This window comes from Pseudomonas sp. GW822-FHT04C11 (assembly GCF_058800905.1).
The window spans coordinates 108,097-133,117 of the sequence record NZ_JBXAMS010000010.1; the positions used below are offsets into that span (position 1 = coordinate 108,097).

A 25,021-nucleotide genomic window follows, 5' to 3' on the forward strand; every position below is an offset into this window, starting at 1 on the left:
TTCAAGCTATGGCTAAGATTTCTTGTTCTACTTCATTGGCTGTTTGTTGACTAGCTCCCGCCAAGGCCTCTTCCAGTACCGACCTGATGGCTAGGCCAATCGCTCTTGCAAGGTAAGGAGGGACAGCGTTGCCCACCTGCGTGTAGCGCGGGCATTCCTTAGTCCGTTGGCTACCACCCGTGGTGAATTTGCCGCGGAACTGGAACCAGTCGGGAAACGATTGCAGTCGTGCAGACTCTCGGACGGTCAATATCCTGGGCTCGCTGTAATGGAGCACGTCGTCGGGCAACGTTGTTATTGTTGGTGCTGGGTTGCCCGCTCGCATTAGGCAGATACGGTGCTTCTTGAGACCATATTTTTCCCTTTGAGCCAAGTTCATTACAACACCCTTGACGCACTCAGGGTCCTGAATGATTTTCATGAACCGTTCCCTGATCTCGGGCTTGTGTTTTGCTAGGCGTACACTGTCCATGGAACCATCGCCCCCCTGATGCATGAGGGCTTGGTAATGTGTCCGAGGACCTGCATAGGCGAGCTCTTCGAAGCCGGTGCGAGAAGAGGGGTCAGTGCATGGTCTGGTCCCTACGTGCTCAATTTCCAGATCAGAAATGGCGTCCCAAGCGCTGACCATATCTGGAAGGCCAAGCTCTTGCAGTTGCTTAACCCTAGACTCCTCTAGCAGCTCGAAGGCTCTGGTGGCGCCTCCACGAAGATGACGAGCAAGATCCTTGCGGACCCCGATTACGATTAGGCGTGGGCGCTTTTGGGGAACTCCGAATAGTGAGGAATCCAATATTCGACCGAGGACTTGATAGCCAACTCTGTCCAAGCTTTCGACAAGCTTGTCGTAGTAGGACTGGGGCTTCAGTTGGATGCCAAGGTCCTTCCAAGGTTTGGCATGCGCGACCTTCATGCCTGGTACGTTTTCCAGCACAAGGGCCGCTGGTTGAATGGCCTTGACCATTTCCACGTACTTCTCGAACAGTTTGTTTCGCGGGTCGGATTCCAGTCGCTTTCCAGCGAAGCTGAATCCTTGGCAGGGAGGACCTCCTGCAAGAACATGCACCTTGCCCTTGAGCTTGGAAAGCTCAAGTGGATGCTGCTCGAGAATTTCGTCGATGCCCCAGGCCTTTCTCTCCAGCCAAGAAGGCCAGGCGAACTGCGGCACGGGCACGTCACGTCCTTCGAGTAGGTTCGCCGACAGCGTAGAGAAGGCCATTTTGTCGCGCTCGACGGCAAAAACACCATTGAGTCCTGCGAGCGAAAGACCAAGCGAGAGGCCTCCACAGCCCGCAAAAAGATCTGCAAACATCAAAGGTTGCCCGTGGGCGGGTAGCGGGGGGAGGGTCTCGATATTTTTCATGGGCTCCTGCCCGGATATGGCCATGTTCAGGGTAGGGAGCGTCTCGCGAAGCCCTTGGCTATCGCCTATATAGTCAGCCTGACGGTGGTCTTTTTTCGCCACCGATGCTTGAGGCTTGCTCGGCAAGCTGTCTAGAGGTAGCTCGATAGGCGTCGAGGGGGCAATAGTGATGGATAATGGATTGCCCCGCAAGCAAACGCTATTGCTTGGCTTGCCTGGGCGCTGGCTTGGTTTGAGATTGCAGGTTTTACTTATGTTGTTGAATTCATCTAGAAATATTGCATGGGCTAAGTCCGGGGCGTCGCTTGGTGGTACCCACATGGTTGAGCTCCTTCAGCCGATTTGAAAACCGAGCAATCTCTAATAAGGTGGCATGATCTAGTGATCTAAAGCTGTCGAAAGCAACTCATTTCGCCCTGTCCACGTAGCGGGACAGGGCTCAATTCGATGATAGGGAGCGATTACCTACGTCTTGGCATAGTTGAACTCTTATCAGGGCAGCCCTGATGCTGGCCTAGGCAGACGCCAACCAAGGGAGGGTGTCGAAGAGTAAGTAGTTAGGTTCAGCTGCATTGGGAGGCATGGTTTGGGCTGGCTACTGTGATTATGTACAGTATCTGTCTTGGGAAGAATTATGCAAGGCGCGCTCGTCGACTGGCGCGTAGCTCACTGATCTAAGGCGCTCTGGGCCGCAAAACCAGCATGGCCTCCCCCCAAGCTTGTATCCGCCAACGATGCGACGCGGGATGTGTTCCCGACGGCGGTGCAAGAGTTGCTGAAGAGGGATGCAAGGGGCAAACCTGCAGAATTCGACCAGAACCTAAGTTTTCGGTAGAGCAGATCAAAAAAATGAATTTAGGCAGGCAGGAGGCATTTCAGGCTCCTGTCTGCTTTATGTCGTAGCAAGAAAGACCTGGAGCGAGGTGGACGGGAGCAAAGGCACACAACCAATTGTGCGAGTGCTTGGCCAGCAAGGCAGTATGCTTAGATCGCTGCTGAGCTTGGGGGAAAGAGGGGGGCGTGGTTACCGTCGCTGGTAACCACGCCCCTTTTATCAACATTGCAAAAATGGTGGAGGCATGGATTTCTGTGGTCAGTTAGGTTGTCTGCCTTCTGTACACCACCGTTCCCATTCACCAAACTGGTCACTGGTTATCATGGCATCCTCTCCTTTTTCCTTGTGAAAGGCTTCAACCCACTTGGTTGAGCATGAATCATCCCCAGTCGAGGCCACGGTAGAGTTTTCAGTTTTACGCTCGTTATCCGGATACCACACTTCCTGTTTGTAGTTACCAGAGTTAATAAGACCGCCGTTCTCATCCCACTCTTGGGATGGGCCGTCCTTTATGCCATTCACCATGGTAACGAACTTCATAGGCTTTCCGTTCTCGTGCCACGTTTTGACTAGTCCTGTTTTCATGCCGTTTACAAACGGGACTTCAGCAGTGAGCACACCCTCTGCGTTCCAGAGTCTCATAGGGCTTACATAGAAGCCGTCTTTAGTGGTGACGTGATAAGTCATTTTTCCTGTGTTTTCGTCCCAAGAAACTTGATCTCCGTCGGCCTTTCCATTGACAGAGCGGTACTCACCGACCAGCTTGCCAGTGTGAGGGCCGTATATCTCAGTCTTGCCGTCCCCTAAATCATTCTTGAAGTTAGTTTTGGCTAATAGAGTGGCTCCGTCTGGAGCATAAACGTCTACCTCCCCATTAAGATTGCCTGCGTCATATTGGGCTGTGTAGCGCTTCAGAGTTGTGTTGGGCTTGTAGCAGATAGTTTGGCCGGACAGGTAGCCTTCTTTGACCTCAGAGGTGCATATTAAATACCGTCCATAGATGAGGTTTTCAGTTGCTTTGTATCTATCCATGGTTTGGTTGTAGCTAACAAGAAAGTCATTAAAGGCGTTTGCAACGCGGATAGTGCTTTCGGGCATGTTCGTAACAAGTCCGGTAAACGGTTTGTTCTCCGTGCCTTCGTATATTTTCCCATTCGAAATTTGAACGTTTCTAAAATCTAGCTCACTGGAGCCGCAGCCCGTCAGGGAGAGAAGTCCCACTGATACGGCGAGTAGAGAGAGGTATTTCATTGCGTTACGTCCTTGAGTTTTTTCTAAGGAATTTCGGGGATGCAAATGTGGAAAGTAAACGGAAGGGCTAAAGGCAAACAGGTTTTACGAAATTGCTGGCCTAAAAAAGGGTCGTAAATGCCGTGGCTGTAAAAGCATCATAGCGCGACGATTTCTGCTATGGCAAGAATCTCTGCGAACCTTGATAAAGACGACAATCTAGTGAAGCTTGGTGCGGCAGTTCGCGCACGGCGGCTGGCGCAGACCCTGTCGCAAGAAGCCCTGGCTGACGCTTCCGGGATTGATCGTTCCCACATGGGAAAGATTGAGCGTGGGGAGAGGAACGTTACATTTCTGAACATTCTTCGGATTGCGACGGCTATGCACTGCAAGCCGTCTGATCTGCTCATTGACGCTGGGCTCTGATACTTTACCCGGCAACAGTTTCAGCGTTTTATTCCAAGTTACCTGTCAATGTCGCAGACGGCTCAGATGCCCTTGGAAGAGGGGAGTAATTTCCAGAACAGCAAGCATGTTAACGCTACTGTTATGAATAAAAATGGGAAGCGCAGAATCAGGGTGACCGTCAGCACAAATGCGCCGGAGCCAGCCAGAATCGCGATAAAAGTAAACACTAGAAAAACGAATCGAAGCAGTGACATGGTTGTGTCGCTCCTGCTGACTTGGTAGAGAGATGGCGCGGAAATTGGGTCCTGTCGTTCAACAGAGCCAGTTTTTCGGTCGTTCTGGGTGCCGTGTCTGCACGTCCTTTATGTCGGATACTTGATGTTGGTATGCAGTCGATTTTCCATGAAGCCCCCGCTGGGCAAAAAACACCTAGCCAACGAATGCTAACCAGGCGTTTGCTGGGGCTGATGGCTTCACGCTACGAGTTGCAATGCTGCATCGAGTGCTTTCTGTTTGATTATTGCGCCTTGGCCAAACCACGCCGAATCCATTCGGTACTCTGAGCTCCTCGCCCGACGCTCATGATCGACATACTCCGTCACGGCGTTCAGTAACCCCCAGGCGGTGCCGCGAGCGGATTCCAGGGTGGCCCCTCGGCCTTGCCCCTCATACAGGCTTTGAACCTTACGCAGGGCTCGTTCATTCGGGAGGACTTCCGGGAGGGCCGCGTGGGGATGGGTGTCACACAGCACGTTCATAAAGAAGCCCGTGGCCTCCTGATACTGGACCTTGCGTTCGGCCAGGTGGCGCATCCGGTACATGAACTCGTCCCATTGCGAGACCGCGATCCCCAGCTGCTTTTTGACTAGTTGCGGATTAAAACGCGTGCTGTGCGGCACCTTGATGGCGTGAGTGGTGCCATTCAAGGCGATGCTCAAGGTGTTGTTGCAGACCACGCGAACGGTGGTGGGGGTGGCCGTGGTGGCCAATGTCCCATCGCAGGATGTCGCCAGCAGCAGATAGCCATTGATTTGATCGTTGCCCTTCAAGGAGCTCGATTGGCCGGTGCGGGCCAATGCCCAGAACTTGCGTCCGCCTTTCAGTACGCCAGCGGTTTCCAACTCGTAACCCGAGACTTCGCTCAGGTCTCGGTAAAACTCCAGGACGTCACGTGGCTGCACGACCTGATAGCGATTGGAGACCACTGACAACGGGGCTTTGGTGTCGGAGCGATACAGCACCTTTTGTTCCGGGAACGAGTGAATAGTGCCCAGGTGACCTACTGCGTCCGACTTGAAATGAACAGGGCTTTCCTGAATCTGCCAGTTCATGCCAGCTTCACGCTGCCATATTTCCAGAGGTTGTTTCGGCGAAAGTGCGGAGCCAAGGCCATGCCAAGGAGCATTACCAACGTATGCCATTTGTTCAACGAGATGTGCCATGAGGGCGATTCCTTTGGGTATAGATCGGCATAAATGCTGCGTAGAACGCAGCACTGGCCGGGGTTAATTGGGGGAGATGAGGGAGCTGATTAAGTGGGCAGGTTGAAGCGGTGGCCACAAATGAGGCAGAGGTTGTTGGCTAGCACATGGCGATCCAGCTTTTCGCCAAGTTGAGCGCCAATAGCGCAGCCGCCGACACCGCCAGCCAGTCCACCGAGGATGGCGCCAGAGACTGTACCTATGGTGATGCCACGCGGGCCGGCAAGAGCGCCGATAGTGGCCCCTATTTGGCTGCCGGCGAGTGCGGAACTCGCTCCTCGTGCAGCACCGCCGACCGAACCAGCAATGGCACCAACCGTCATGGCTGTTCTGAGGGAAGCAATTTTTCTGGAGTTACAGCAAGGGCACTGAAATGACATGGTTTTGGATTCCATGGTGGATGTTCAGTGTCGTGATATAGGCGTGAAATGCGTTTCAATGTGGCGTTTGGAGCGAGGCAAGGTGCTCGTGACGTCATGAATGGTCAGTGCTCGCTAGCTAAAACGGGTCGGAGTTAGTTCCTATCGAATACGGGGTTAGTTCCTATGGTGCAGAGTTGGTTCTTTTCGTGCCATTGGAGGCCCTTGACCAAGGGGGTCAGCAAGGATCGCTTCGCCGATGAAAAACTACTTGAACACCCTATGACATGTTCAGGGACCAGCTCATCAGTGCATGCCTTCTGCTTGATCAGCGCCCACCCAAAAGGGGAGACGGTTGTGGAGTCCTGCCAGAAACCAACCTGCGCTTTCCGGCATAGAGGTGGGAGGTGAACTCGACGGCGAAGTTGATGGATTGATTCCGGCAGCTGCTAGGAAATCGTACGGCTCCAATCACTTGGATACCGTGCTCGCCGAATCCAGGCCGGAACAGGCTCTGGAATCGTGGAAAAAAATACTTGTCGCTGTAAGCCTTTTTGTTATGGCGAGCGAGACCTAAAGTCTCACCACTGCTAGACACATAACGAGAAGGCAAGTGATGAGCACACAACCTGTTTTCCACCCGAGGATTTTGCGCCTCAAGCAATTGACCGAGCGTATTGGCCTGGGGCGGTCAACGATCTACGACCGCATGGACGCCCAGTCGCCAAGGTACGACGCTACGTTTCCAAAACCGATCAAGCTGGGGGCTGCGGCCATTGGATGGATTGAGTCCGAGATCACGGCCTGGATTGAACAGCGCATCTCTGCCAAGGAGGTGCGGTAGTTGAAATGCCTCTCCACCGGGGGAAGACTGGAAAATACTCTTGCTGTTTTGTGCTGAATTCGAACATTAACTCCGTATAACTTTTTAATACGTATTTTTATTGCGAGGTCTACTGCTGGTAGTGCTTTGGTCGGGGGCGGCTTGCCTAAATAATTCTGGTTTATATGTTATTAGTATTATTAATGTTAGTAGCCTAGTGGTGAGGGGGTGGTATATATCGAAGTGGAGTGGAGTGGATTGACTTGACTGATGATCAAGTCAATCAGCAGTTGTCATTGGTGATTGAATGTCTGGAAATATGATGAGGTGTTTGTGGAGAGTGGTGACGATGAGCGCCATGCTGCGCTCGAGAGTAAGATTGATATGCATGTAAAAGGAGTAGGTCAAGTAGGTGCCCTGGATGTTGGGTTGATCTGTACGCTGAAGGATGTGTCATTGCTGGTGAAAAAGCTTATAGGCACGGATGAGGATGCTTTTAAGGTTTGTGTTGTGGATGAGTTTGATAATGCATGTCTGGAGAGTAATGCTCCAGGTAAGACACTGCTCAAGCTACTAAAAATTCACATCCCAAACGACAGTCGATTTAATTCGCTTTATAAATTTGAACCGTATATTGAAATGGCAGTGAATCACATTATAGAGTTCGGTCTGTATCAGATCCCTTTGTCACGACGAATCGAAATGCCCGTTAGTGACGCTCGAAAGCTCATGAGGCATTTGAACGGTTGTGTGGATAAGATTCGCCAGGAGGTCAAGTCTGAGAAGTTTCTATCCAAACTCAACAGCTATCAGCGTTCGAGCAATAAAAACCACAAGGAATTAACGGAGTACGTTGATGCGTTGTTTGAGCGCTATTCCAGACTGCTGGTGCTGAGGGTTGATCTTTCCTACCAAAAGCAGTACGCCAAAACTACGCAGGCTGAAGCTAAGCGGGATCGAAAACGGTTGTTCGAAAACACGAGGTCGAACAAATTGTTTGCCGATATGGTGGGCTGTATCTGGAAGCTGGAGCACGGTCCTGAGAAGGGTTTCCACTACCATGTGATGTTTTTCTTTGACGGTTCCAAGGTTCGAGAGGATATAACGAAAGCCAGCCTGATAGGCCGGTATTGGATTGATGTGGTAACGAAAGGTCGAGGCCTGTATTACAACTGCAATGCGGTTAAGTTTGTCTATAAGAGCTGTGGGATCGGCATGGTCGATCATGCTGATGCCCAGCTACGGGAGGGCTTGGGGAACGCGGTGGTTTACCTCACCAAAACGGACCTCTACATGAAGCTTCAAACTGAAGGGCGCGGTATGGGGAAAATGAATCGACCGCCCCCAAAAGATCCGCGAGGGAGGCCAAGAACTGCATTCTCTGCCGGAGAGTGACTACGCGAAAAGCTCTGATTTTCTCTGATAGTGACCAGGATTTTGGCTATAATTGTCAGATCAAGTCGGAGTTTTTAAATCTGATTATATTCTTTCTAGGACCGTTTGCTGTTGAACCAGGCACTGTTAACGAGCGCATCCTTAGGGATCCAGTTTTTTTCTAAAAGGACTCGAATGTTTGAGCTTTTTATGCCGCCAATACGATTGGTGTCAATGAAGTTTCCCAATGGCTCCTCTAATGCTGAAATCGCACTTGCTAGTGTTGGCCAGCCGCCTTCTGGTTTCATCTCATCTAGCAGTCTTGCCGCTTCCTGTTTGACTGGGAGGAAGTTTTTAATTCGGCCTTTGCCGTTCTCGCTGTTTTGTTTAGCGCGGCTGTTAGCTTCTATCTCACTGAGGATGGCTGCTGATTCTTCCATAATTCCACCAAGCATTAGGCTGGCCTCGTTATTAAAAGCCCATGCCCGGTCGCGGTCTTTATTCTCTTCGGCTGCTCTAGCCAGTTCAAGGTATAGGCATGCATATCTCACATGCTGGAGCAGTATGTTGATGTCTTCATCAAGCCCGTTGATTTCCTTATCAGTCTCGTAGACTTCATTGTCCCAATTCTCCATTAGCTTGCCTTGCAGTGCTGGGTCACTTGTGACGGAGCGGATGTCTTCTAACAATTTGAGATACTCTTCGAGCTCAAGTAGCGGTTCGAAGAAATGGTCTCGGAGAATCAAGTGATTTCTAGAGATGGCTGCGCGAGTTGTGGTATTGCCAATACGCTCATTCATCTGTGTTGCGAATTGGGTCGGCGATAATAGTGGTGGTTTAATTTTTTTCATTGCTTACCTCTTAACAATAGTCACTTAAATTGTGTTTGGGCTATATGTTATTTTGTTGGGCTCGTGAAGAATAAAATATCCACCTCTGGCCGATAAGGCGGGAATAGTCGCAAGCTCAACGTCGGGATGCTGTTGTGGGAGAGGTAATGAATTTACTCCAGTCGGTCATCAAGGCCCGCCGTTTATCGAGGAAGTCCGAGCGGGAGTATGCCCCTTCAGTTTGGTCACGTTCATCATGCGCCAGAGCCATTTCACATACTTCGCGTGGATAGTGGGTGCATTCCCCTGCCCAGTCACGAAAGGAAGATCGAAAGCCGTGTCGAGTGATTTGTTTGAATCCCATGCCATGCAGGAGCGTTCGTATGGCGTTTGCATGCATCACCCCCGACTTACCCTGACCTGGGAATAGGAAGGGGCTTCCTTCATCTCGCGGAATATTCTTCACCAGCTTTACGGCTTCCTCGGCCAGCGGGACTACAAATGCCACTCGCATTTTCATACGTTCATCCGGCAGAGACCAAGTGCCGGCTTCCAGATCAAACTCATCCCAACGAGCAAACCTCACCATGTGCGCACGTGCACTGGTCATGATCAGCAGCTGAGCAGCCAACGACGCTGGTGTGTTGTTGGCGCTGAGTTTGGCCATCAGAGCTGGAACGTCCTGCCACCGTAATGCTTCGAAGTGCTCACGCTTCCGAGCTTTCTTCTTTTCAGCACGACTCAACAGGTTGTCCAAGTGTCCGCGCCAGCGAGCAGGGTTCTCACCCTCTCGCAGGTTGCGTGCTTTGGCGGCATCCAGGATCTGTTCAATTTGCCCACGTACCTCGTCGGCAGTTCTCGTCTTGGTTGCCCAGATTGGTTGCAGCACCTTGAGTACTTGGGGAGTACCGATCTCCTCGGCTGACAGCTTGCCGATGTGGTCAAACGCATAAAGCTCCAGCTTCCGCAGCCAGCCTTTACGCCACTTCTCTGACCAAGTGCCGCCGTGAGCTTCACAATACTCTTTCGCGAGTGTCTCGAATTTCAGCTGTTTTGCCTCGCTGGTTCGCTGAGCTTCGCGTTGGGCGGCGCGTTCGATGTCGCGAGCGGCTAGGGGGTCTACACCGTCGCTCAATTGGCTGCGTTTGGCGCTGGCTTCTTGTCTGGCTTTCTTGAGACTCACTTCAGGGAATGAGCCCAAGCCCATTTCCCTGCGACGGCCTGCCAGTTGGAAGCGAAGTAGCCAGGATTTACGCCCGGTGGGTTTGACGACCAAGCGAAGCCCATCACCATCTTCATAGGTGCCAGGTTCGGTCAGGTTTTCGACTTGTTTCGGATTCAGCTTACCCATTTGATTTCCCCTGTCGTCCCTTTTGTCCCCCCACTTGTCCCCCCACCTCATCGTCGGATGAGGTCAGATAGCGTTGAACACCATCGGACAGGGGAGCGCCTGAAATGCCCGTGATAGCTAGGCTATCGGCAGGATACTCGGATGGGATAGGATTATTTTGGGCAATTAAAAAGCCGGCTTGTGGCCGGCTTCTCGGGGACGGGCTTGGTTTATTTTTGGTAAACCGTACCAGCCTTCAAAACGTACACCCGGATCTTGCGTCCGGCTGTGGGACTTGGCGAGAAAGTCATCTGCCTTGTCGGTGCAATCGGACCAGCACAGGGCGGGGCGATGCAAATGTGGGGCGCAGCATACTGATTTTTGTGGGGAATTCCCAGCGTGAAGTGCTATCCAGAGCGTTGTACTGCTTAAAAGGCCTATGAGTTTGAAGGTTGTGTTGCCCGGAAGGGCGCTATCGCGGGCAAGCCTTGCTCCTACGGTTTTATGTCGTTCACGAATTCGCGGTCGGCTCAACACTGTAGGAGCAAGGCTTGCCCGCGATAAGGGCGACTCGGTATCAGTTGAACGGCACCGGTGGCCGCTGTTTGTTCAGCGTGGACCACCAGAACACCCAGCCGAGGATTTCGATGTTTTGTTCTTCGATCTGTTTGGCGCTGAAGATTTCGTCGGGGTAGCCGCTGCTGTTGTGGCTGCGCAGTCGAAGGGCGCCGGAGGGGAGGCGGTGCAGGTATTTGATGCGCAGCATGCCGGCGTGTTCGAGGGCGTAGATCTGGCCGTCGACGACCTGGGTCAGGCTGCGGTCGATGGCCAGGGTCGAGCCGTCTTCGATTTTTTCCGACATGCTGTCGCCGACCATGGGCACACAGATGGCTTGGGCCGGTTCGACCTCCAGGCTCTCGAGGTGGCTTCGCGGCAGGCGGATGAACTCGCCGGGGATTTCGACGACCTCGGTTTCGCTGGCGCCAGCGGTAATAGGGACTTCTTTATACAGCGGGATTTCTACATCGAGCGAATCGATATTCACGGTGTACACGCCGCGTGTTTCTTGTGCGTCGAAAACGTTGCCGGTCTGATCGGCCAGTTGGCCCGGGCCTGGGCGCCTGGGGCCTTCGCCGTTGAGCAGCCACAGGCTGTTGACGCTTAACAGGCGGGCGATTTCGTCCATGCGCGGATAGGGGACGCCGCGGATGTACCAGTTGTTCACGTGCTGGGGCTCGACGTTGCAGAAAGCCGCGAATGCCGTCGGGGTGATGTTCACCTCTTTCAGGAGCGCTTTGAAGCGTGGGCCGCATTTGTGCTTTTTCATGAATACGGAGTTTACGGGCCGGGGTGGCTGGATTAAATAAACAACCGGATCAATCTTCGCGGGAATATTCTGCTGTGGTGAAGGATATTGTTAGTTAATATTAAACATGTCTAAACGTTAGACTTTGTTTCATTAAACGCACTGTTTAAGTTGATGTTTTAACGCTCATAAAAAAACCCCGGATAACCGGGGTTTCTTCAAGAGGTCAGTGGCATTCAGCCAATGCCGTCTCAGCCTTTATAGGCAGCAACCGACTTCATGATCGCGGCGCGAGCGGCATCTGCGCCGTCCCAGCCTTCGATCTTCACCCATTTGCCTTTTTCGAGATCTTTGTAGTTCGCGAAGAAGTGCTCGATCTGCTGAATCAGCAGCGCTGGCAGGTCAGTGTATTCCTTCACGTCGACGTACAGCTGGGACAGCTTGTCGTGTGGAACAGCGATGACTTTAGCGTCGCCGCCGCCGTCGTCGGTCATGTTCAGGATGCCGACTGGACGCGCGCGGATCACCGAGCCTGGAGCAACCGGGTAAGGGGTCACAACCAGCACGTCGAGGGGATCACCGTCGTCAGCCAGGGTGTTCGGGATGTAACCGTAGTTGGCCGGGTAGAACATTGGGGTGGCCATGAAACGGTCAACGAACAGGCAATCGCTGTCTTTGTCGATTTCGTATTTGATCGGCGCGTGGTTGGCCGGAATCTCGATCGCGACGTAGATGTCGTTCGGCAGGTCTTTGCCAGCCGGAATCTTGCTGTAGCTCATTGGGCGGTGCCCCCGTAAGTGGCCAAATGACTTGGCCGGATTGACCAAAAAGTGGCGGCGATTATAGGCATATTCCGTCGCCTGCGCCACGTACCAGAGGTCGTATAGACCCAGGCAGGAAGCTAGTCGTGTGCCTGATAGCCCGGATGGGTGGCTTGCAGTTGCTCGAGCCTGGCCAGCGGGTCCTGGCGGTAAAACAGCTGCAGTTGCTGATAGACCTGTGGATAAGTGGCGTGCAACAGATCCGGGGCGCTGAAGAAGTATTCGCTGGTGACGGCGAAGAACTCGGCCGGGTTTTCCGCCGCGTAAGGGTCGATGGCGGTGTTGGCGTGCGGATGGCGATCCAGTTGGCGATTAAGGTCGTCGTAGGCGTGTTGCATGACTTTCGCCCACTCACTGACGCGCATGTCGCTGTGCAGCGGCGGCAAGCCGTTGGCATTGCCGTTGAGCATGTCGAGTTTGTGCGCCAGTTCGTGGATCACCAGGTTGTAGCCTTCCCAGCCCCCACTGGCCATCACGCCCGGCCAGGCCAGAATGATCGGCCCCTGTTGCCAGGCTTCGCCGCTGTGCTCGCCGTTCCATTCATGCTCGACGCCGCTGGCATCGCGATGGCGCTGCGGGCTGAGGAAGTCGTCGGGGTAGAGCACGATTTCGTGGAAACCCTGATACCAGTTCAAGTCGCCCAGGTGCAGCAATGGCAATTGCGCCTGCGCGGCAAGCAGCAGGCGCTGCTCCTGGTGCAGTTCGACGCCGGGCAGGCAGGTCAGGTGTTTTTCTTGCAGAAAGAGCACAGCGGCTTCGCGCAGCCAGTGGTCTTCGGCCTCGCTGAGGCCGTCGAGGAAACTCAGGTGTTGGCGCACCCGCTGCCAGGTTTCATCGGCAACGGGGTGCTTGGCCAGCGTACGCCGGCGGCGCCAGGCGTTGAGGAACCACATGGACGCTCAGCGCGACGCGGCTTTGGAGCTCGCGTTGGCCAGGCGATTGCGGATCACCCCAATGATCATCGGTACCAGCGACAGCAGGATGATGCCCACTACCAGCAACGACAGGTTCTTCTTGATGAACGGCACGTTACCGAAGAAATAACCCAGGGTCACCAGGCCGCCGACCCAGAGGATGGTGCCGAACACGCTGAAGGCGAAGAAACGCGGGTAAGGCATTTTGCCTACGCCGGCGACGAACGGTGCGAAGGTCCGGATGATTGGCAGGAAGCGCGCCAGGGTCACGGTCTTGCCGCCATGCTTGTCATAGAAGTCATGGGTTTGTTGCAGGTAGTCGCGACGGAAGATCTTTGAATTCGGATTGCTGAACAACTTTTCGCCGGCTGTTCGCCCGACAAGGTAGTTGGTGCTGTCACCGAGAATCGCCGCCAGCATCAACAATCCGCCCAGCAGCACCGGGTCCATGCCGCCACCGGCCGCTACCGCGCCGGCGATGAACAACAACGAGTCGCCCGGCAGGAAAGGCATCACGACCAGGCCGGTTTCGCAGAAAATCACCATGAACAGGATGGCGTAGATCCATGGCCCGTAGTTGGTCACCAGCAAATCGAGGTAGACATCGAGATGCAGGATTAAGTCGATCGGGTTGAAATCCATGGTGGGCACCTGTGGTAACGACCCGACTCAGCAGGCCTGTGCGAATATTTTGGAAAATTGGGCTACAGGGCTGTGGAGTTTTTCTTACAACCCGTGAGGTTCGTGATTATACGGACTGAAAGGTGAAAAGCGTGTCGAGTTTGTAGCGAGGGATTTCCAAGTCGGATCGGTGGTTCCGCGCTGAACTCTCCCTCGCCACAAGAGCCCGCCTCACCACAAATAGCTCAGAGCTCTTCGCTGATCGGCAAAACGTAGTTCTTGAACTCGGTGTCTTCGCGAAAACCGATGGATTCGTAGGTTTTCTGCGCAATTTTGTTGTCGCTGCTGGTCGAGACGCGCATGCGCACAGCCTGGGTTTCCTTGGCCATTTTCTTTGCGGTGCGCATCAGGTTGTCGGCAACCAGCTGGCGGCGGGCATCTTCGGCGACGTAGATGTCGTTGAGGATCCACACGCGCTTGAGCGACAGGGACGAAAAGCTTGGGTACAGCTGACAAAAGCCCAGCAATTTGTTGTCGTCATCATCGGGCAGGGCCAGATAAATCACCGACTCCTTGCGGCGCAGGCGCTTTTCCAGAAAGGCCCGGGACGAATCCGGGTAAGGCAACGAGCCATAAAATTCGCGGTACTTGACGAACAACGGCGTCAGAAGGTCCAGGTGCTCGAGGGTTGCTTGAGTAATCCGCATGCTAGGCCTCAACTTTCAAGTAGATAGGGCGGCAGTTTCCAGTGGATACGACGGCAATCGGTTCACTGCTCGGGCAGCCGTTCGTCGACTCTGCCTGAAAGCGGATCAAAAACGCAATTCCAATACGGGTCAGGCATCCGGCAGACTCAGTAGGAAATTTCCTTTCATATCAGCGTCATCTTTCGACCCAATAGTCTGGACCTGGGCTTCGTCTTTCAGGTTAACCCCCGACAACTGCCGTCGACAGGCCTCGCGCATCAAGTACAGCAAACGGTGTGCCGCCATGCCATAGCTCAAACCTTCAAGGCGGACATTGGAAATACAGTTGCGATAGGCGTCCGTCAGGCCGACCTTTGGATTATAGGTGAAATACAAACCGAGACTGTCTGGCGAGCTGAGTCCAGGGCGTTCGCCGATCAGGATCACGACCATTTTTGCACCCAGCAATTCGCCGATTTCGTCAGCCACGGCGACGCGACCCTGTTCCACCAGAATCACCGGCGACAATGACCAGCCTTCGGCTTGAGTCTGTTCTTCCATGCGCGTCAGAAACGGCAAGGTGTGCCGGTGCACCGCCAGCGCCGACAGGCCGTCGGCCACGACGATCGCCAGATCAACGCCGCCCGGGTTGGCCAACGCGTGTTCGCGCAGTTTTTGCGCGGACTCGTCACTCAACTTGCGACCCAGGTCTGGCCGTTGCAGATAACTGTGGCGATCGCTGGCGGCGCTGTGCAGCAGCAGACTGTCGCGTCCGCGCTCGGCCAGTTGCTGGCTGAGTCCGACATGATCGAAGGGCAGGTGCACGGCATCGCGGGCCTCGGCGTGGGCGTACTGGAAATCCAGTTGCGCGCTGGTCGGCATACTGGTGCCGGTACGACCCAGAGCGATGCGTGCCGGGGTCAGGCGGCGCAGTCCCAGCCAGGGGTTTTGCGGATCGACGGTTGGTTTATCCATCAGCAGATCACTCATCCCAGTTGCGCCATGGCCTGGCGGAAGGCCGGTGGCAGGTTGTTGCCGAAGTGCACCTTGCCGTCACCTTGGGTGAAGATGCCCATATGTGCCAGCCACCGCTCAAACTCGGGTGCCGGTTTCAGGCCCAGGGTCTGGCGCGCGTAGAGCGCGTCGTGGAACGAGGTGGTCTGGTAGTTGAGCATGATGTCGTCGGAACCGGGGATGCCCATGATGAAGTTGATCCCGGCCACGCCGAGCAGCGTCAGCAAGGTGTCCATGTCGTCCTGATCGGCTTCGGCGTGGTTGGTATAGCAGATGTCGCAGCCCATCGGCACCCCGAGCAACTTGCCGCAGAAGTGATCTTCGAGGCCGGCGCGGATGATCTGTTTGCCGTTGTAGAGGTATTCCGGGCCAATGAAACCGACCACGGTGTTTACCAGAAACGGCTTGAAGTGCCGGGCCACGGCGTAGGCGCGGGTTTCGCAGGTTTGTTGGTCGATGCCGTGATGGGCATTGGCCGAGAGCGCGCTGCCCTGGCCGGTTTCGAAGTACATCAGGTTTTGCCCCAGGGTGCCGCGATTGAGGCTCAAGCCTGCTTCATACCCTTCCTGCAGCACACTCAGGCTGATGCCGAAACTGGCGTTGGCCGCTTCGGTGCCGGCGATTGACTGGAACACCAGGTCCAGCGGCACGCCACGGTTGATCGCCTCGATAGAGGTGGTGACGTGGGTCAGCACGCAGGCTTGGGTCGGGATTTCGTAGCGCTGGATGACCGCGTCGAGCATTTCCAGCATCGCGCAGATCGAGGCGATGCTGTCGGTGGCCGGGTTGATGCCGATCATCGCGTCGCCGTTGCCGTAGAGCAGGCCGTCGAGAATGCTCGCGGCGATGCCGGCGGGTTCGTCGGTGGGGTGGTTGGGTTGCAGGCGGGTCGACAGGCGCCCGCGCAGGCCCATGGTGCCGCGAAACCGAGTCACCACGCGGATCTTCTGCGCCACCAGCACCAGGTCCTGCACGCGCATGATCTTCGACACGGCAGCGGCCATTTCCGGGGTCAGGCCAGGGGCCAGCGCCCGCAGGCTCTGCTCGTCGGCCGCATCGCTGAGCAGCCAGTCGCGAAAACCGCCAACGGTCAGGTGGCTGACGGTCTCAAAGGCGCGGGCGTCGTGGGTGTCGATGATCAGCCGGGTGACTTCATCGGATTCGTAGGGGATCAGCACTTCTTGCAGGAAATGCTTGAGCGGGATATCAGCCAAGGTCATTTGCGCGGCGACCCGTTCGCCGTCGTTCAGGGCGGCGACGCCGGCCAGAAAGTCCCCGGAGCGTGCCGGGCTGGCCTTGGCCATGACTTCCTTGAGGCCATCGAAACGGTAAGTCCGGGCGCCGACGGTATGGGCAAATGCAGCCATGAGCGGTGTCCTCTTGAATCTGTAAGTGATGACCCGTAGGAGCAGGGCTCGCCCGCGATCGGATCGCCGCGATATCTCTGTCAGACCGCGGTGAAGCTATCGCGGGCAAGCCTTGCTCCTACGGGTGTTGCATTGTTTCAGGGCGGGCGCCGGGGAAATTGCCCGGCGCCGGTGCGACTCAGATACCCGTAAGCATCGCATCCGCCGGGGCGTCGAAGCGCTGTTTGGCGGTCAATTGGAAGTAGATGAAGCCGGCCACCATGAAACCGAGGAAAATCATCCCGATCAAGGTATTGAACCAGGCCATCGCCACCAGGCAGACCACCGCCAGGAATAGCGCGATGCCTGGCACGATCGGATAACCCGGGGCGCGGAAGGTGCGCTCCAGCAGCGGCTCGGTTTTGCGCAGTTTGAACAGGCTGAGCATGCTGATGATGTACATCACGATAGCGCCGAACACCGACATGGTGATCATCGCGGCGGTCAGGGTCATGCCTTGCAGGTTGACCAGCCCGTCACTGTAGATCGCCGCGATGCCGATTACGCCGCCGGCCAGAATTGCCCGATGCGGGGTCTGGAAGCGCGAGAGCTTGGCCAGGCCGCGAGGCAGGTAGCCGGCGCGAGCGAGGGCGAAGAACTGGCGCGAGTAGCCGAGGATGATCCCGTGGAAGCTCGCCACCAGACCGAACAAACCGATCCACACCAGCATGTGCATCCAGCTGGAGTTGTTGCCGACCACGGCTTTCATGGCCTGAGGCAGTGGATCGTTGATGTTCGCCAGTTGGCGCCAGTCGCCCACACCGCCGGCCATCACCATCACGCCGATGGCCAGGAACACCAGGGTCAGGATGCCGCTGACGTAGGCCCGTGGAATGGTACGTTTCGGGTCCTTGGCTTCTTCGGCAGCCATGGCCGCGCCTTCGATAGCGAGGAAAAACCAGATGGCAAAGGGGATCGCTGCAAAGATGCCGGGGATCGAGGCGACCGTGAACTCATTGGAGCCGGACCAGCCGTTGAGCACGAAATTGCTGAAGCTGAAGCCCGGTGCAACCACGCCCATGAACACCAGCAGCTCGGCTACCGCCAGAACGGTCACCACCAGTTCGAAGGTCGCGGCAATGCTGACGCCGAGGATGTTCAGGCCCATGAACACGAAGTAGGCGCCGACCGCGGCGAGTTTCGGGTCAAGATCCGGGTATTGCACGTTCAGGTAGGCGCCGATGGCCATCGCAATGGCCGGTGGCGCAAAGACGAATTCGATCAGCGTGGCAATCCCGGCGATCAAGCCGCCTTTTTCACCAAAGGCCCGTCGGCTGTAGGCAAAGGGCCCGCCAGCGTGGGGAATCGCGGTGGTGAGTTCGGTGAAACTGAAGATGAAGCAGGTGTACATCGTCGCCACCATCAACGCGGTGACGAGGAACCCCAAGGTGCCTGCGGTGCCCCAGCCGTAACTCCAGCCGAAGTATTCGCCGGAAATCACCAGGCCGACGGCAATGCCCCATAGATGCAAGGTGCCGAGTGTGGGTTTGAGCGTTGTTGAAGAAGTCATAAGTCCTCTCTGTTTTTTATTGTTCGATCTGTTGGACTTTCGGGTGTGGCGGTTTGGGTGGATCGACGCTGTTCACGCAGCGGGTAATCTGTCGAACGGGCACGCAAGGCCCGTGCCAGAGCGGCAGGGCAATGTAGGTTGTGTCAATGAAGGCGCCATCGCTGGCAAGCCATGCTCCTACAGGGGGTGTGATTTGTAGGAGCAAGGCTTACCCGCGATAGCTGTTACGCGATTTCGCGCGGGGTTAGAAGAAACCCAGTGGATTGATGTCGTAGCTCACCAGCAGGTTTTTGGTTTGCTGGTAGTGGTCGAGCATCATTTTGTGGGTTTCACGGCCGACACCGGACTTCTTGTAACCACCGAACGCGGCGTGGGCCGGGTACAGGTGGTAGCAGTTGGTCCAGACGCGTCCGGCCTTGATCGCCCGGCCCATGCGGTAGGCGCGGTTGATGTCGCGGGTCCAGAGACCGGCACCAAGGCCGAACTCGGTGTCGTTGGCAATCGCTAGGGCTTCGGCTTCGTCCTTGAAGGTGGTGATGCTCACCACCGGGCCAAAGATTTCCTCCTGGAACACGCGCATTTTGTTGGTGCCCTTGAGCAGGGTCGGCTGGATGTAATACCCGGTCGCCAGGTTGCCCTCGAGTTTTTCTACCTTGCCGCCGGTCAGCAACTCGGCACCTTCGCCTTTGGCGATTTCCAGGTACGAGAGGATCTTGTCGAATTGTTGCTCGGACGCCTGAGCGCCGACCATGGTGTCGGTGTCCAGCGGGTCGCCACGTTTGATTTGCAGGACCTTCTTCATCACCACTTTCATGAAGTCGTCGTAGATCGACTCTTGCACCAGTGCGCGGGACGGGCAGGTGCAGACTTCACCCTGGTTGAAGAACGCCAGTACCAGGCCTTCGGCGGCTTTTTCGATGAAGGTCGGTTCGGCTTGCATGATGTCGGCGAAGAAGATGTTCGGCGATTTGCCGCCCAGTTCCACAGTGGACGGAATGATGTTTTCGGCAGCGCATTTCATGATGTGCGAGCCGACCGGGGTCGAGCCGGTAAAGGCAATTTTGGCAATGCGTTTGCTGGTGGCCAGGGCTTCACCGGCTTCTTTGCCGAAACCTTGCACGACGTTCAGCACGCCGGGCGGCAGCAGGTCGCCGATCAGTTCCAGCAGGACGGTAATGCCCAGCGGGGTTTGCTCGGCGGGCTTGAGCACCACGCAGTTACCGGCGGCCAGTGCCGGGGCAAGTTTCCAGGCGGCCATCAGGATCGGGAAGTTCCACGGGATGATCTGCCCGACCACGCCCAGCGGTTCGTGAATGTGATAAGCCACGGTGTTGCCGTCGATTTCCGCGGCGCTGCCTTCCTGGGCGCGCAGGCAACCGGCGAAGTAGCGGAAGTGGTCAGCGGCCAGCGGGATGTCGGCGTTGAGGGTTTCACGCACGGCTTTGCCGTTGTCCCAGCTTTCGGTGATTGCCAGGACTTCGAGGTTTTGCTCGATGCGGTCGGCGATTTTCAGCAGCACCAGCGAGCGCGCCTGAGCAGAGGTGCTGCCCCAGGCGTCGGCGGCTGCGTGGGCAGCGTCCAGGGCTTTTTCGATGTCTTCGGCCGTGGAGCGGGGGAATTCGGCAATCGGTTGGCCGTTGACCGGGGAAGTATTGGTGAAGTACTGACCTTTGACAGGCGCGACGAATTCGCCGCCGATGTAGTTGCCGTATTTACTCTTGAACGAAACGATAGCGCCTTCAGTACCTGGGTGAGCGTAACGCATGGTGAGTATCTCCTTGGCTTTTGTGCTTATAAGGGAGTACGCGCAGTAAGCGCTTGAGAAGCGTAGAGCAAAGGTCGGGCCAGTGCTTTGCAGGTCAGGTAAATCAAGGGCTTACGGTTTTTTCGAGGAGGTGGTGGTACAGAGCCTGTGACAGATGCGGTACAGGCCTTGTGACAGTTTGTACCGCTTGTGGCACAGCCTGTGACCGGGCGGTCTTGCCAGCATTGCAAAGCAATCGAGGCAGGAGGATGCTGGGCGCTCTGTGGCGAGGGAGCTTGCTCCCGCTGGGTCGCGAAGCGGCCCCAAAATGTCTGTCGTTGATGATTTTTTGCGAGCGCTACGCACTCGAGCGGGAGCAAGCTCCCTCGCCACAAGGTGGTGACAGTCCTTCATTGGGCCCAGCACAGTGTTCGGAGAGAATAATAAAAAATGCACAGCAACCATTTGAGTCGCCATGCCCAGCAAGTCTTGACCGTGACCCAGGGCAAATCCCATTTGCACGGTCCCGGCAGCGATCCGTCCATCGCCCGTTCCTGGCTGCGTTGTCTTGAGGACTATCACCTCGACCCGGCCCTGACCATGGCGCCGACGGTGCTTGAACACGGTCGTGTGCTGGAGAGTCGCGAGCGCTTGCAGCAAGTGCTGCAGATTGCCGGTGGCGAAATGACCAGCCTGCATCAACAACTTTCCGGTGCCGGCCACGCCGTGCTGTTGACCGACGCCCGCGGGGTGATCCTCAACTGTGTCACCGCGCCTGCCGAACGGAAGATTTTCGAGCGTGCCGGCCTGTGGCTTGGCGCCGACTGGAGTGAAGCCTGCGAAGGCACCAATGGCATCGGCACCTGCCTGGTGGAGCGGCAGTCGCTGACCATTCACCAGGATGAGCATTTTCGGGGGCGTCATACAGGGCTGACCTGTTCGGCGAGCCCGGTGTTCGACCCGCATGGCGAACTGCTCGCGGTGCTCGACGTTTCGTCGGCGCGCCACGATGTCTCGCGTCAGAGCCAGTTTCACACCATGGCGCTGGTCAATCTCTCGGCGAAGATGATCGAGAGCTGCTACTTCCTGCGTTACTTCGACAATCAATGGCTGTTGCGCTTTCACTTGCAGGCCGAGTCGGTCGGGCTGTTCAGCGAAGGGCTGCTGGCGTTCGACGGAGAAGGGCGGATCAGCGCGGTCAATCAGAGCGCGTTGAACCTGCTGGGGCATATTCGTGGCGGGTTGCTGGGTCAACCGGTCGAGGCGTTTTTCGATTGCTCGCTGGACGAACTGCTGGGGCGTGCGAGCGTTAACGCCGCGGCCAGTTGGCCACTGCGCACTCGCGATGGGCGGGTGTTGTTTGCGCTATTGCGCGGCCAGCCGCGTAGCGTACCGACCCCGGTGCTGCAACCGCCGGTCATTGCCGAACGCCCGGTTCTTACGGGTATTTGTCTGGGGGATGAAGGGCTGCAGGCTGATTTTCGCAAAGCCTTGCGGGTCTTCGAACGTGATGTGCCGCTGTTGATCAACGGTGAAACCGGCTCAGGTAAAGAAGCCTTCGCCAAGGCCGTGCACCAGGCCAGTCAGCGCGCCGACAACGCCTTCGTTGCGCTGAACTGTGCAGCGATCCCGGAAAGCCTGATCGAGAGCGAACTGTTCGGCTATCGCGGCGGCAGTTTCACTGGCGCACGCAAAGAGGGCATGCGCGGCAAGTTGCAGCAGGCCGATGGCGGTACGTTGTTCCTCGACGAAATTGGTGACATGCCGCTGGCGCTGCAAACCCGACTATTAAGGGTGCTGGAAGATCGGCAGGTGGTGCCGATCGGTGGCGAGCCGCTGCCGGTCAACGTGCGGATCATCAGTGCCACTCACCGGAATTTGCTCGAACGGGTGCAGGACGGCAGTTTCCGTGAAGATTTGTATTACCGCCTCAATGGTCTGGAAATCGCCTTGCCAGCGTTGCGCGAACGCAGCGACAAGTCGCAGTTGCTGGACTTTTTGCTGGCTGAAGAGTCGGGCGGGGAGGCGGTGCTGATTGACGCTGCGGCGCGACAGGCGCTGCTCGACTACGCCTGGCCGGGTAACGTGCGGCAATTGCGTAACGTGCTGCGGACCCTGGCGGCATTGTGTGATGACGGACGGATCGGGGTTGAGGATTTGCCGGCGATTATTCGCCAGGTCCGACCGGCTCCAGTGTTGGCGCAGGTGGAAGAGGTGTCCGAATATCCGCTGGACGATGCCGAACGCCTGGCGTTGCTCAATGCCCTGGAGCAGCAGCGTTGGCACATGACCCATACCGCTGAACAACTGGGAGTCAGCCGCAACACCCTCTATAGAAAACTGCGCAAGCACGGGATTGCGCGCTAAACCGCATGGGGCACTCTTTTGTGGCGAGGGGGCAAGCCCTAATGCCAGTCAGTTAAGGATGGACGCTTCCCTGTGGCGAGGGAGCTTGTCGGAACGCCGCACCGTCCCGCTGGGGCGCGAAGCGGCCCTAAAAATGGGACTGCTACGCAGCCCAGCGGGAGCAAGCTCCCTCGCCACAGTGGTCGTGGTCATCTCACTAAAGAGTGCGATTTTCCCCACCCTACGCTAACCTGCCTCGATGTTTTACGAGGTTGACTATGCACATTCATATTCTGGGTATTTGCGGCACTTTCATGGGTTCGATGGCGGTTCTGGCCAAAGAGCTGGGCCATCATGTGACGGGCTCCGATGCCAACGTCTACCCGCCGATGAGCACACAGTTGCAGGCGCAGGGCATCGAGCTGACGCAAGGCTATGATCCCGCCCAACTCGATCCGGCTCCGGATCTGGTGGTGATCGGCAATGCGATGTCGCGCGGCAACCCGGCGGTCGAATACGTATTGAACAAAGGCCTGCCGTACGTCTCCGGTCCGCAATGGCTGGCCGATCACGTGCTGCAAGGTCGCTGGGTGCTGGCAGTTGCCGGCACTCACGGCAAGACCACCACCAGCAGCATGCTCGCCTGGGTGCTGGAACACGCCGGCATGAGCCCGGGCTTTTTGATCGGCGGCGTGCCGCAGAACTTCTCGGTATCGGCGCGTCTGGGTGACACGCCATTCTTCGTGATCGAAGCCGATGAATACGACAGCGCCTTTTTCGACAAGCGTTCGAAATTCGTTCACTACCGTCCGCGTACCGCGATCCTCAATAACCTTGAGTTCGATCACGCCGACATCTTCCCCGATCTGCCGGCCATCGAGCGACAGTTCCACCATTTGGTGCGGACCATCCCGAGTGAAGGCCTGGTGATCCACCCGACCACCGAACCTGCGCTGCAGCGCGTGATCGAAATGGGTTGCTGGACCCCGGTGCAAACCACCGGCGCAGGCGGGCAGTGGCAGGTCAAGTTGCTCAGCGAAGACGGCTCGAAGTTTGAAGTGATGTTCGAAGGCGTCGCCCAAGGCGTGGTCGAGTGGGACATGACCGGCCAGCACAACGTTGCCAACGCCTTGGCCACTCTGGCGGCCGCGCGGCATGTAGGCGTGGTTCCGAGTATGGGCATCGCCGCGTTGAGCGCGTTCAAGAGCGTCAAGCGCCGCATGGAGAAAGTCGCAGAAGTTCATGGCGTCACCATCTACGACGACTTCGCTCACCATCCGACGGCCATTGCGACCACCCTTGACGGTCTGCGCAAACGCATCGGCGACGCCCCGTTGATCGCGATCATCGAGCCGCGTTCCAACTCGATGAAGCTTGGCGCGCACCGTGACGGTTTGCCGGAAAGCGTGGTCGATGCCGATCAGGTGATCTGGTACGCACCGGCCAACCTTGGCTGGGACTTGCCCGCCGTTGCTGCGCTGTGCACCGTGCCGTCGATGGTCTGTGACTCGCTGGATGGCATTATCGAGCAGGTGAAGAGCCAGGCTAAACCCGGCACCCACGTGGTGATCATGAGCAACGGCGGCTTCGGCGGCCTGCATGGCAAATTGGCCGAGGCGCTTAAATGAGTAACGGTCCGGATCGCATCACGCTGGCCATGACCGGCGCTTCCGGCGCCCAGTACGGTTTGCGCCTGCTCGATTGCCTGGTGCGCGAAGACCGCGAGGTGCACTTCCTGATCTCCAAGGCGGCGCAACTGGTGATGGCGACCGAGACCGACGTCACGCTGCCGCCGAAACCGCAGATGATGCAGGCCTTCCTCACTGAATACACTGGCGCGGCTGCCGGGCAGATTCGGGTGTATGGCAAGGAAGACTGGATGTCGCCCGTGGCCTCGGGCTCCGGCTCGCCGGCCGCGATGGTGGTGGTGCCATGCTCGACCGGGACCTTGTCGGCGATTGCCACAGGTGCCTGCAACAACCTGATCGAGCGCGCCGCCGACGTGACCTTGAAAGAGCGTCGGCAGTTGATTCTGGTGCCACGCGAGGCGCCGTATTCCAGTATTCACCTGGAAAACATGCTCAAGTTGTCGAACATGGGCGTGACCATTCTGCCGGCCTCGCCGGGTTTCTATCACCAGCCGCAGACCATCGATGATCTGGTGGACTTTGTCGTGGCGCGGATTCTCAATCTGTTGAACATCCCGCAAGACATGCTGCCGCGTTGGGGTGAACACCATTTGAGCAGTGATGAATAAGCTATTGAGTCTTCTGCTCGCCCTGCAATTGGGCGGTTGTGCCACCGCACGCACATTGGACGCGGCCAAGCCTGGCGCACCAGTGGTGTACTCGGGGATGCGCCTTGACCTGTACGCGCTGGACGGCGGTTGCTGCGCCAAGGATCGTTTTGGCGCCGAAGCACCGAGCTACCCCGGTCTCGACCTGCCGGCCAGCGCGCTGCTCGACACGCTGCTGTTGCCGCTGTCGGTGTTGACGGTGTTAGGGGTAGGGTTTCAGGCAACAGGCGGGTTGTAAGGGGGCGCGCGATCCCTGTGGTGAGGGGGCTTGTCGGAACGCCGCACCGTCCCGCTGGGGCGCGAAGCACCCCCAAAACTTGCCGC

23 protein-coding genes are annotated in these 25,021 nt (G+C 56.7%); 7 read left to right on the forward strand and 16 right to left on the reverse strand.

The window, feature by feature from the left end:
* Window position 1: 1 nt before the first annotated feature.
* Together AC1RJ3_RS17875 and AC1RJ3_RS17880 are read right to left on the reverse strand one after the other, a co-directional pair.
* Complete coding sequence (locus tag AC1RJ3_RS17875; RefSeq protein ID WP_493079646.1) at window positions 2-1,684, reverse strand: DNA cytosine methyltransferase; 1,683 nt, start codon at window positions 1,682-1,684, stop codon at window positions 2-4.
* Window positions 1,685-2,456: 772 nt separating this feature from the next.
* Window positions 2,457-3,449: a toxin-antitoxin system YwqK family antitoxin gene (locus tag AC1RJ3_RS17880; protein ID WP_493079647.1), complete on the reverse strand. Its 993-nt coding sequence runs from the start codon at window positions 3,447-3,449 to the stop codon at window positions 2,457-2,459.
* 159 nt (window positions 3,450-3,608) lie between these two features.
* On the opposite strand from AC1RJ3_RS17880, the gene AC1RJ3_RS17885 reads away from it, so the two are divergent.
* Window positions 3,609-3,854: a helix-turn-helix domain-containing protein gene (locus AC1RJ3_RS17885; RefSeq protein ID WP_493079649.1), complete on the forward strand. Its 246-nt coding sequence runs from the start codon at window positions 3,609-3,611 to the stop codon at window positions 3,852-3,854.
* Window positions 3,855-3,916: 62 nt separating this feature from the next.
* Here AC1RJ3_RS17885 and AC1RJ3_RS17890 read toward each other — a convergent pair whose 3' ends face one another.
* From AC1RJ3_RS17890 to AC1RJ3_RS17900, 3 genes are all read right to left on the reverse strand, one after another.
* Window positions 3,917-4,090 carry a hypothetical protein gene (locus AC1RJ3_RS17890; RefSeq protein WP_493079651.1) on the reverse strand — a complete coding sequence of 58 codons (174 nt, stop codon included), beginning with the start codon at window positions 4,088-4,090 and terminating at the stop codon, window positions 3,917-3,919.
* A 219-nt stretch (window positions 4,091-4,309) separates the two neighbouring features.
* Complete coding sequence (locus tag AC1RJ3_RS17895; RefSeq protein WP_493079653.1) at window positions 4,310-5,278, reverse strand: DUF932 domain-containing protein; 969 nt, start codon at window positions 5,276-5,278, stop codon at window positions 4,310-4,312.
* Window positions 5,279-5,367: 89 nt separating this feature from the next.
* Entirely contained in the window at window positions 5,368-5,697 is a 330-nt protein-coding gene (locus AC1RJ3_RS17900; protein ID WP_493079742.1) for a hypothetical protein, read from the reverse strand.
* A 595-nt stretch (window positions 5,698-6,292) separates the two neighbouring features.
* On the opposite strand from AC1RJ3_RS17900, the gene AC1RJ3_RS17905 reads away from it, so the two are divergent.
* Complete coding sequence (locus AC1RJ3_RS17905; RefSeq protein WP_493079655.1) at window positions 6,293-6,520, forward strand: helix-turn-helix transcriptional regulator; 228 nt, start codon at window positions 6,293-6,295, stop codon at window positions 6,518-6,520.
* A gap of 282 nt (window positions 6,521-6,802) precedes the next feature.
* Window positions 6,803-7,894: a YagK/YfjJ domain-containing protein gene (locus tag AC1RJ3_RS17910; RefSeq protein WP_493079656.1), complete on the forward strand. Its 1,092-nt coding sequence runs from the start codon at window positions 6,803-6,805 to the stop codon at window positions 7,892-7,894.
* Window positions 7,895-7,989: 95 nt separating this feature from the next.
* Here the strand turns inward: AC1RJ3_RS17910 and AC1RJ3_RS17915 are convergent, their stop codons facing one another.
* The 11 genes from AC1RJ3_RS17915 to exaC form a co-directional block, all read right to left on the reverse strand.
* The gene (locus tag AC1RJ3_RS17915) at window positions 7,990-8,724 is read right to left on the reverse strand and encodes a hypothetical protein (protein ID WP_493079658.1); all 735 of its coding nucleotides are present in this window, start codon (window positions 8,722-8,724) and stop codon (window positions 7,990-7,992) included.
* A 115-nt stretch (window positions 8,725-8,839) separates the two neighbouring features.
* Window positions 8,840-10,054, reverse strand: coding sequence for a tyrosine-type recombinase/integrase (locus tag AC1RJ3_RS17920; protein WP_493079660.1), 1,215 nt, complete (start codon window positions 10,052-10,054; stop codon window positions 8,840-8,842).
* A 556-nt stretch (window positions 10,055-10,610) separates the two neighbouring features.
* The gene (locus AC1RJ3_RS17925; RefSeq protein WP_103317544.1) at window positions 10,611-11,360 is read right to left on the reverse strand and encodes a S24 family peptidase; all 750 of its coding nucleotides are present in this window, start codon (window positions 11,358-11,360) and stop codon (window positions 10,611-10,613) included.
* A gap of 230 nt (window positions 11,361-11,590) precedes the next feature.
* On the reverse strand, window positions 11,591-12,118 hold the full coding sequence (ppa, locus tag AC1RJ3_RS17930; protein ID WP_019693833.1) for an inorganic diphosphatase: 528 nt from the start codon (window positions 12,116-12,118) through the stop codon (window positions 11,591-11,593).
* A 122-nt stretch (window positions 12,119-12,240) separates the two neighbouring features.
* On the reverse strand, window positions 12,241-13,053 hold the full coding sequence (locus tag AC1RJ3_RS17935) for a M90 family metallopeptidase (protein WP_054594227.1): 813 nt from the start codon (window positions 13,051-13,053) through the stop codon (window positions 12,241-12,243).
* Between the two features lie 6 nt (window positions 13,054-13,059).
* The gene (locus AC1RJ3_RS17940; RefSeq protein ID WP_054594226.1) at window positions 13,060-13,716 is read right to left on the reverse strand and encodes a DedA family protein; all 657 of its coding nucleotides are present in this window, start codon (window positions 13,714-13,716) and stop codon (window positions 13,060-13,062) included.
* A 224-nt stretch (window positions 13,717-13,940) separates the two neighbouring features.
* Window positions 13,941-14,402, reverse strand: coding sequence for a GNAT family N-acetyltransferase (locus AC1RJ3_RS17945; protein WP_054594225.1), 462 nt, complete (start codon window positions 14,400-14,402; stop codon window positions 13,941-13,943).
* Window positions 14,403-14,531: 129 nt separating this feature from the next.
* Window positions 14,532-15,356, reverse strand: a complete 825-nt coding sequence (eutC, locus tag AC1RJ3_RS17950; protein ID WP_489111731.1) for an ethanolamine ammonia-lyase subunit EutC — start codon at window positions 15,354-15,356, stop codon at window positions 14,532-14,534.
* A gap of 11 nt (window positions 15,357-15,367) precedes the next feature.
* On the reverse strand, window positions 15,368-16,762 hold the full coding sequence (locus AC1RJ3_RS17955; protein WP_054594224.1) for an ethanolamine ammonia-lyase subunit EutB: 1,395 nt from the start codon (window positions 16,760-16,762) through the stop codon (window positions 15,368-15,370).
* A 178-nt stretch (window positions 16,763-16,940) separates the two neighbouring features.
* The gene (eat, locus tag AC1RJ3_RS17960; protein WP_054594223.1) at window positions 16,941-18,311 is read right to left on the reverse strand and encodes an ethanolamine permease; all 1,371 of its coding nucleotides are present in this window, start codon (window positions 18,309-18,311) and stop codon (window positions 16,941-16,943) included.
* A 244-nt stretch (window positions 18,312-18,555) separates the two neighbouring features.
* Window positions 18,556-20,076, reverse strand: coding sequence for an acetaldehyde dehydrogenase ExaC (gene exaC, locus AC1RJ3_RS17965; RefSeq protein ID WP_054594222.1), 1,521 nt, complete (start codon window positions 20,074-20,076; stop codon window positions 18,556-18,558).
* Window positions 20,077-20,505: 429 nt separating this feature from the next.
* Between exaC and AC1RJ3_RS17970 the strand changes: the two genes are divergently transcribed.
* From AC1RJ3_RS17970 to AC1RJ3_RS17985, 4 genes are all read left to right on the forward strand, one after another.
* Window positions 20,506-22,422, forward strand: a complete 1,917-nt coding sequence (locus AC1RJ3_RS17970; RefSeq protein ID WP_103317539.1) for a sigma-54-dependent Fis family transcriptional regulator — start codon at window positions 20,506-20,508, stop codon at window positions 22,420-22,422.
* A gap of 257 nt (window positions 22,423-22,679) precedes the next feature.
* Window positions 22,680-24,029 carry a UDP-N-acetylmuramate:L-alanyl-gamma-D-glutamyl-meso-diaminopimelate ligase gene (gene mpl / locus AC1RJ3_RS17975; RefSeq protein ID WP_103317538.1) on the forward strand — a complete coding sequence of 450 codons (1,350 nt, stop codon included), beginning with the start codon at window positions 22,680-22,682 and terminating at the stop codon, window positions 24,027-24,029.
* Window positions 24,026-24,658, forward strand: a complete 633-nt coding sequence (ubiX, locus tag AC1RJ3_RS17980; protein ID WP_019693823.1) for a flavin prenyltransferase UbiX — start codon at window positions 24,026-24,028, stop codon at window positions 24,656-24,658. The genes mpl and ubiX overlap by 4 nt, the downstream gene beginning before the upstream one ends.
* On the forward strand, window positions 24,651-24,935 hold the full coding sequence (locus tag AC1RJ3_RS17985; RefSeq protein WP_054594219.1) for a YceK/YidQ family lipoprotein: 285 nt from the start codon (window positions 24,651-24,653) through the stop codon (window positions 24,933-24,935). Before ubiX ends, AC1RJ3_RS17985 begins: the two co-directional genes overlap by 8 nt.
* Window positions 24,936-25,021 lie beyond the last annotated feature (86 nt).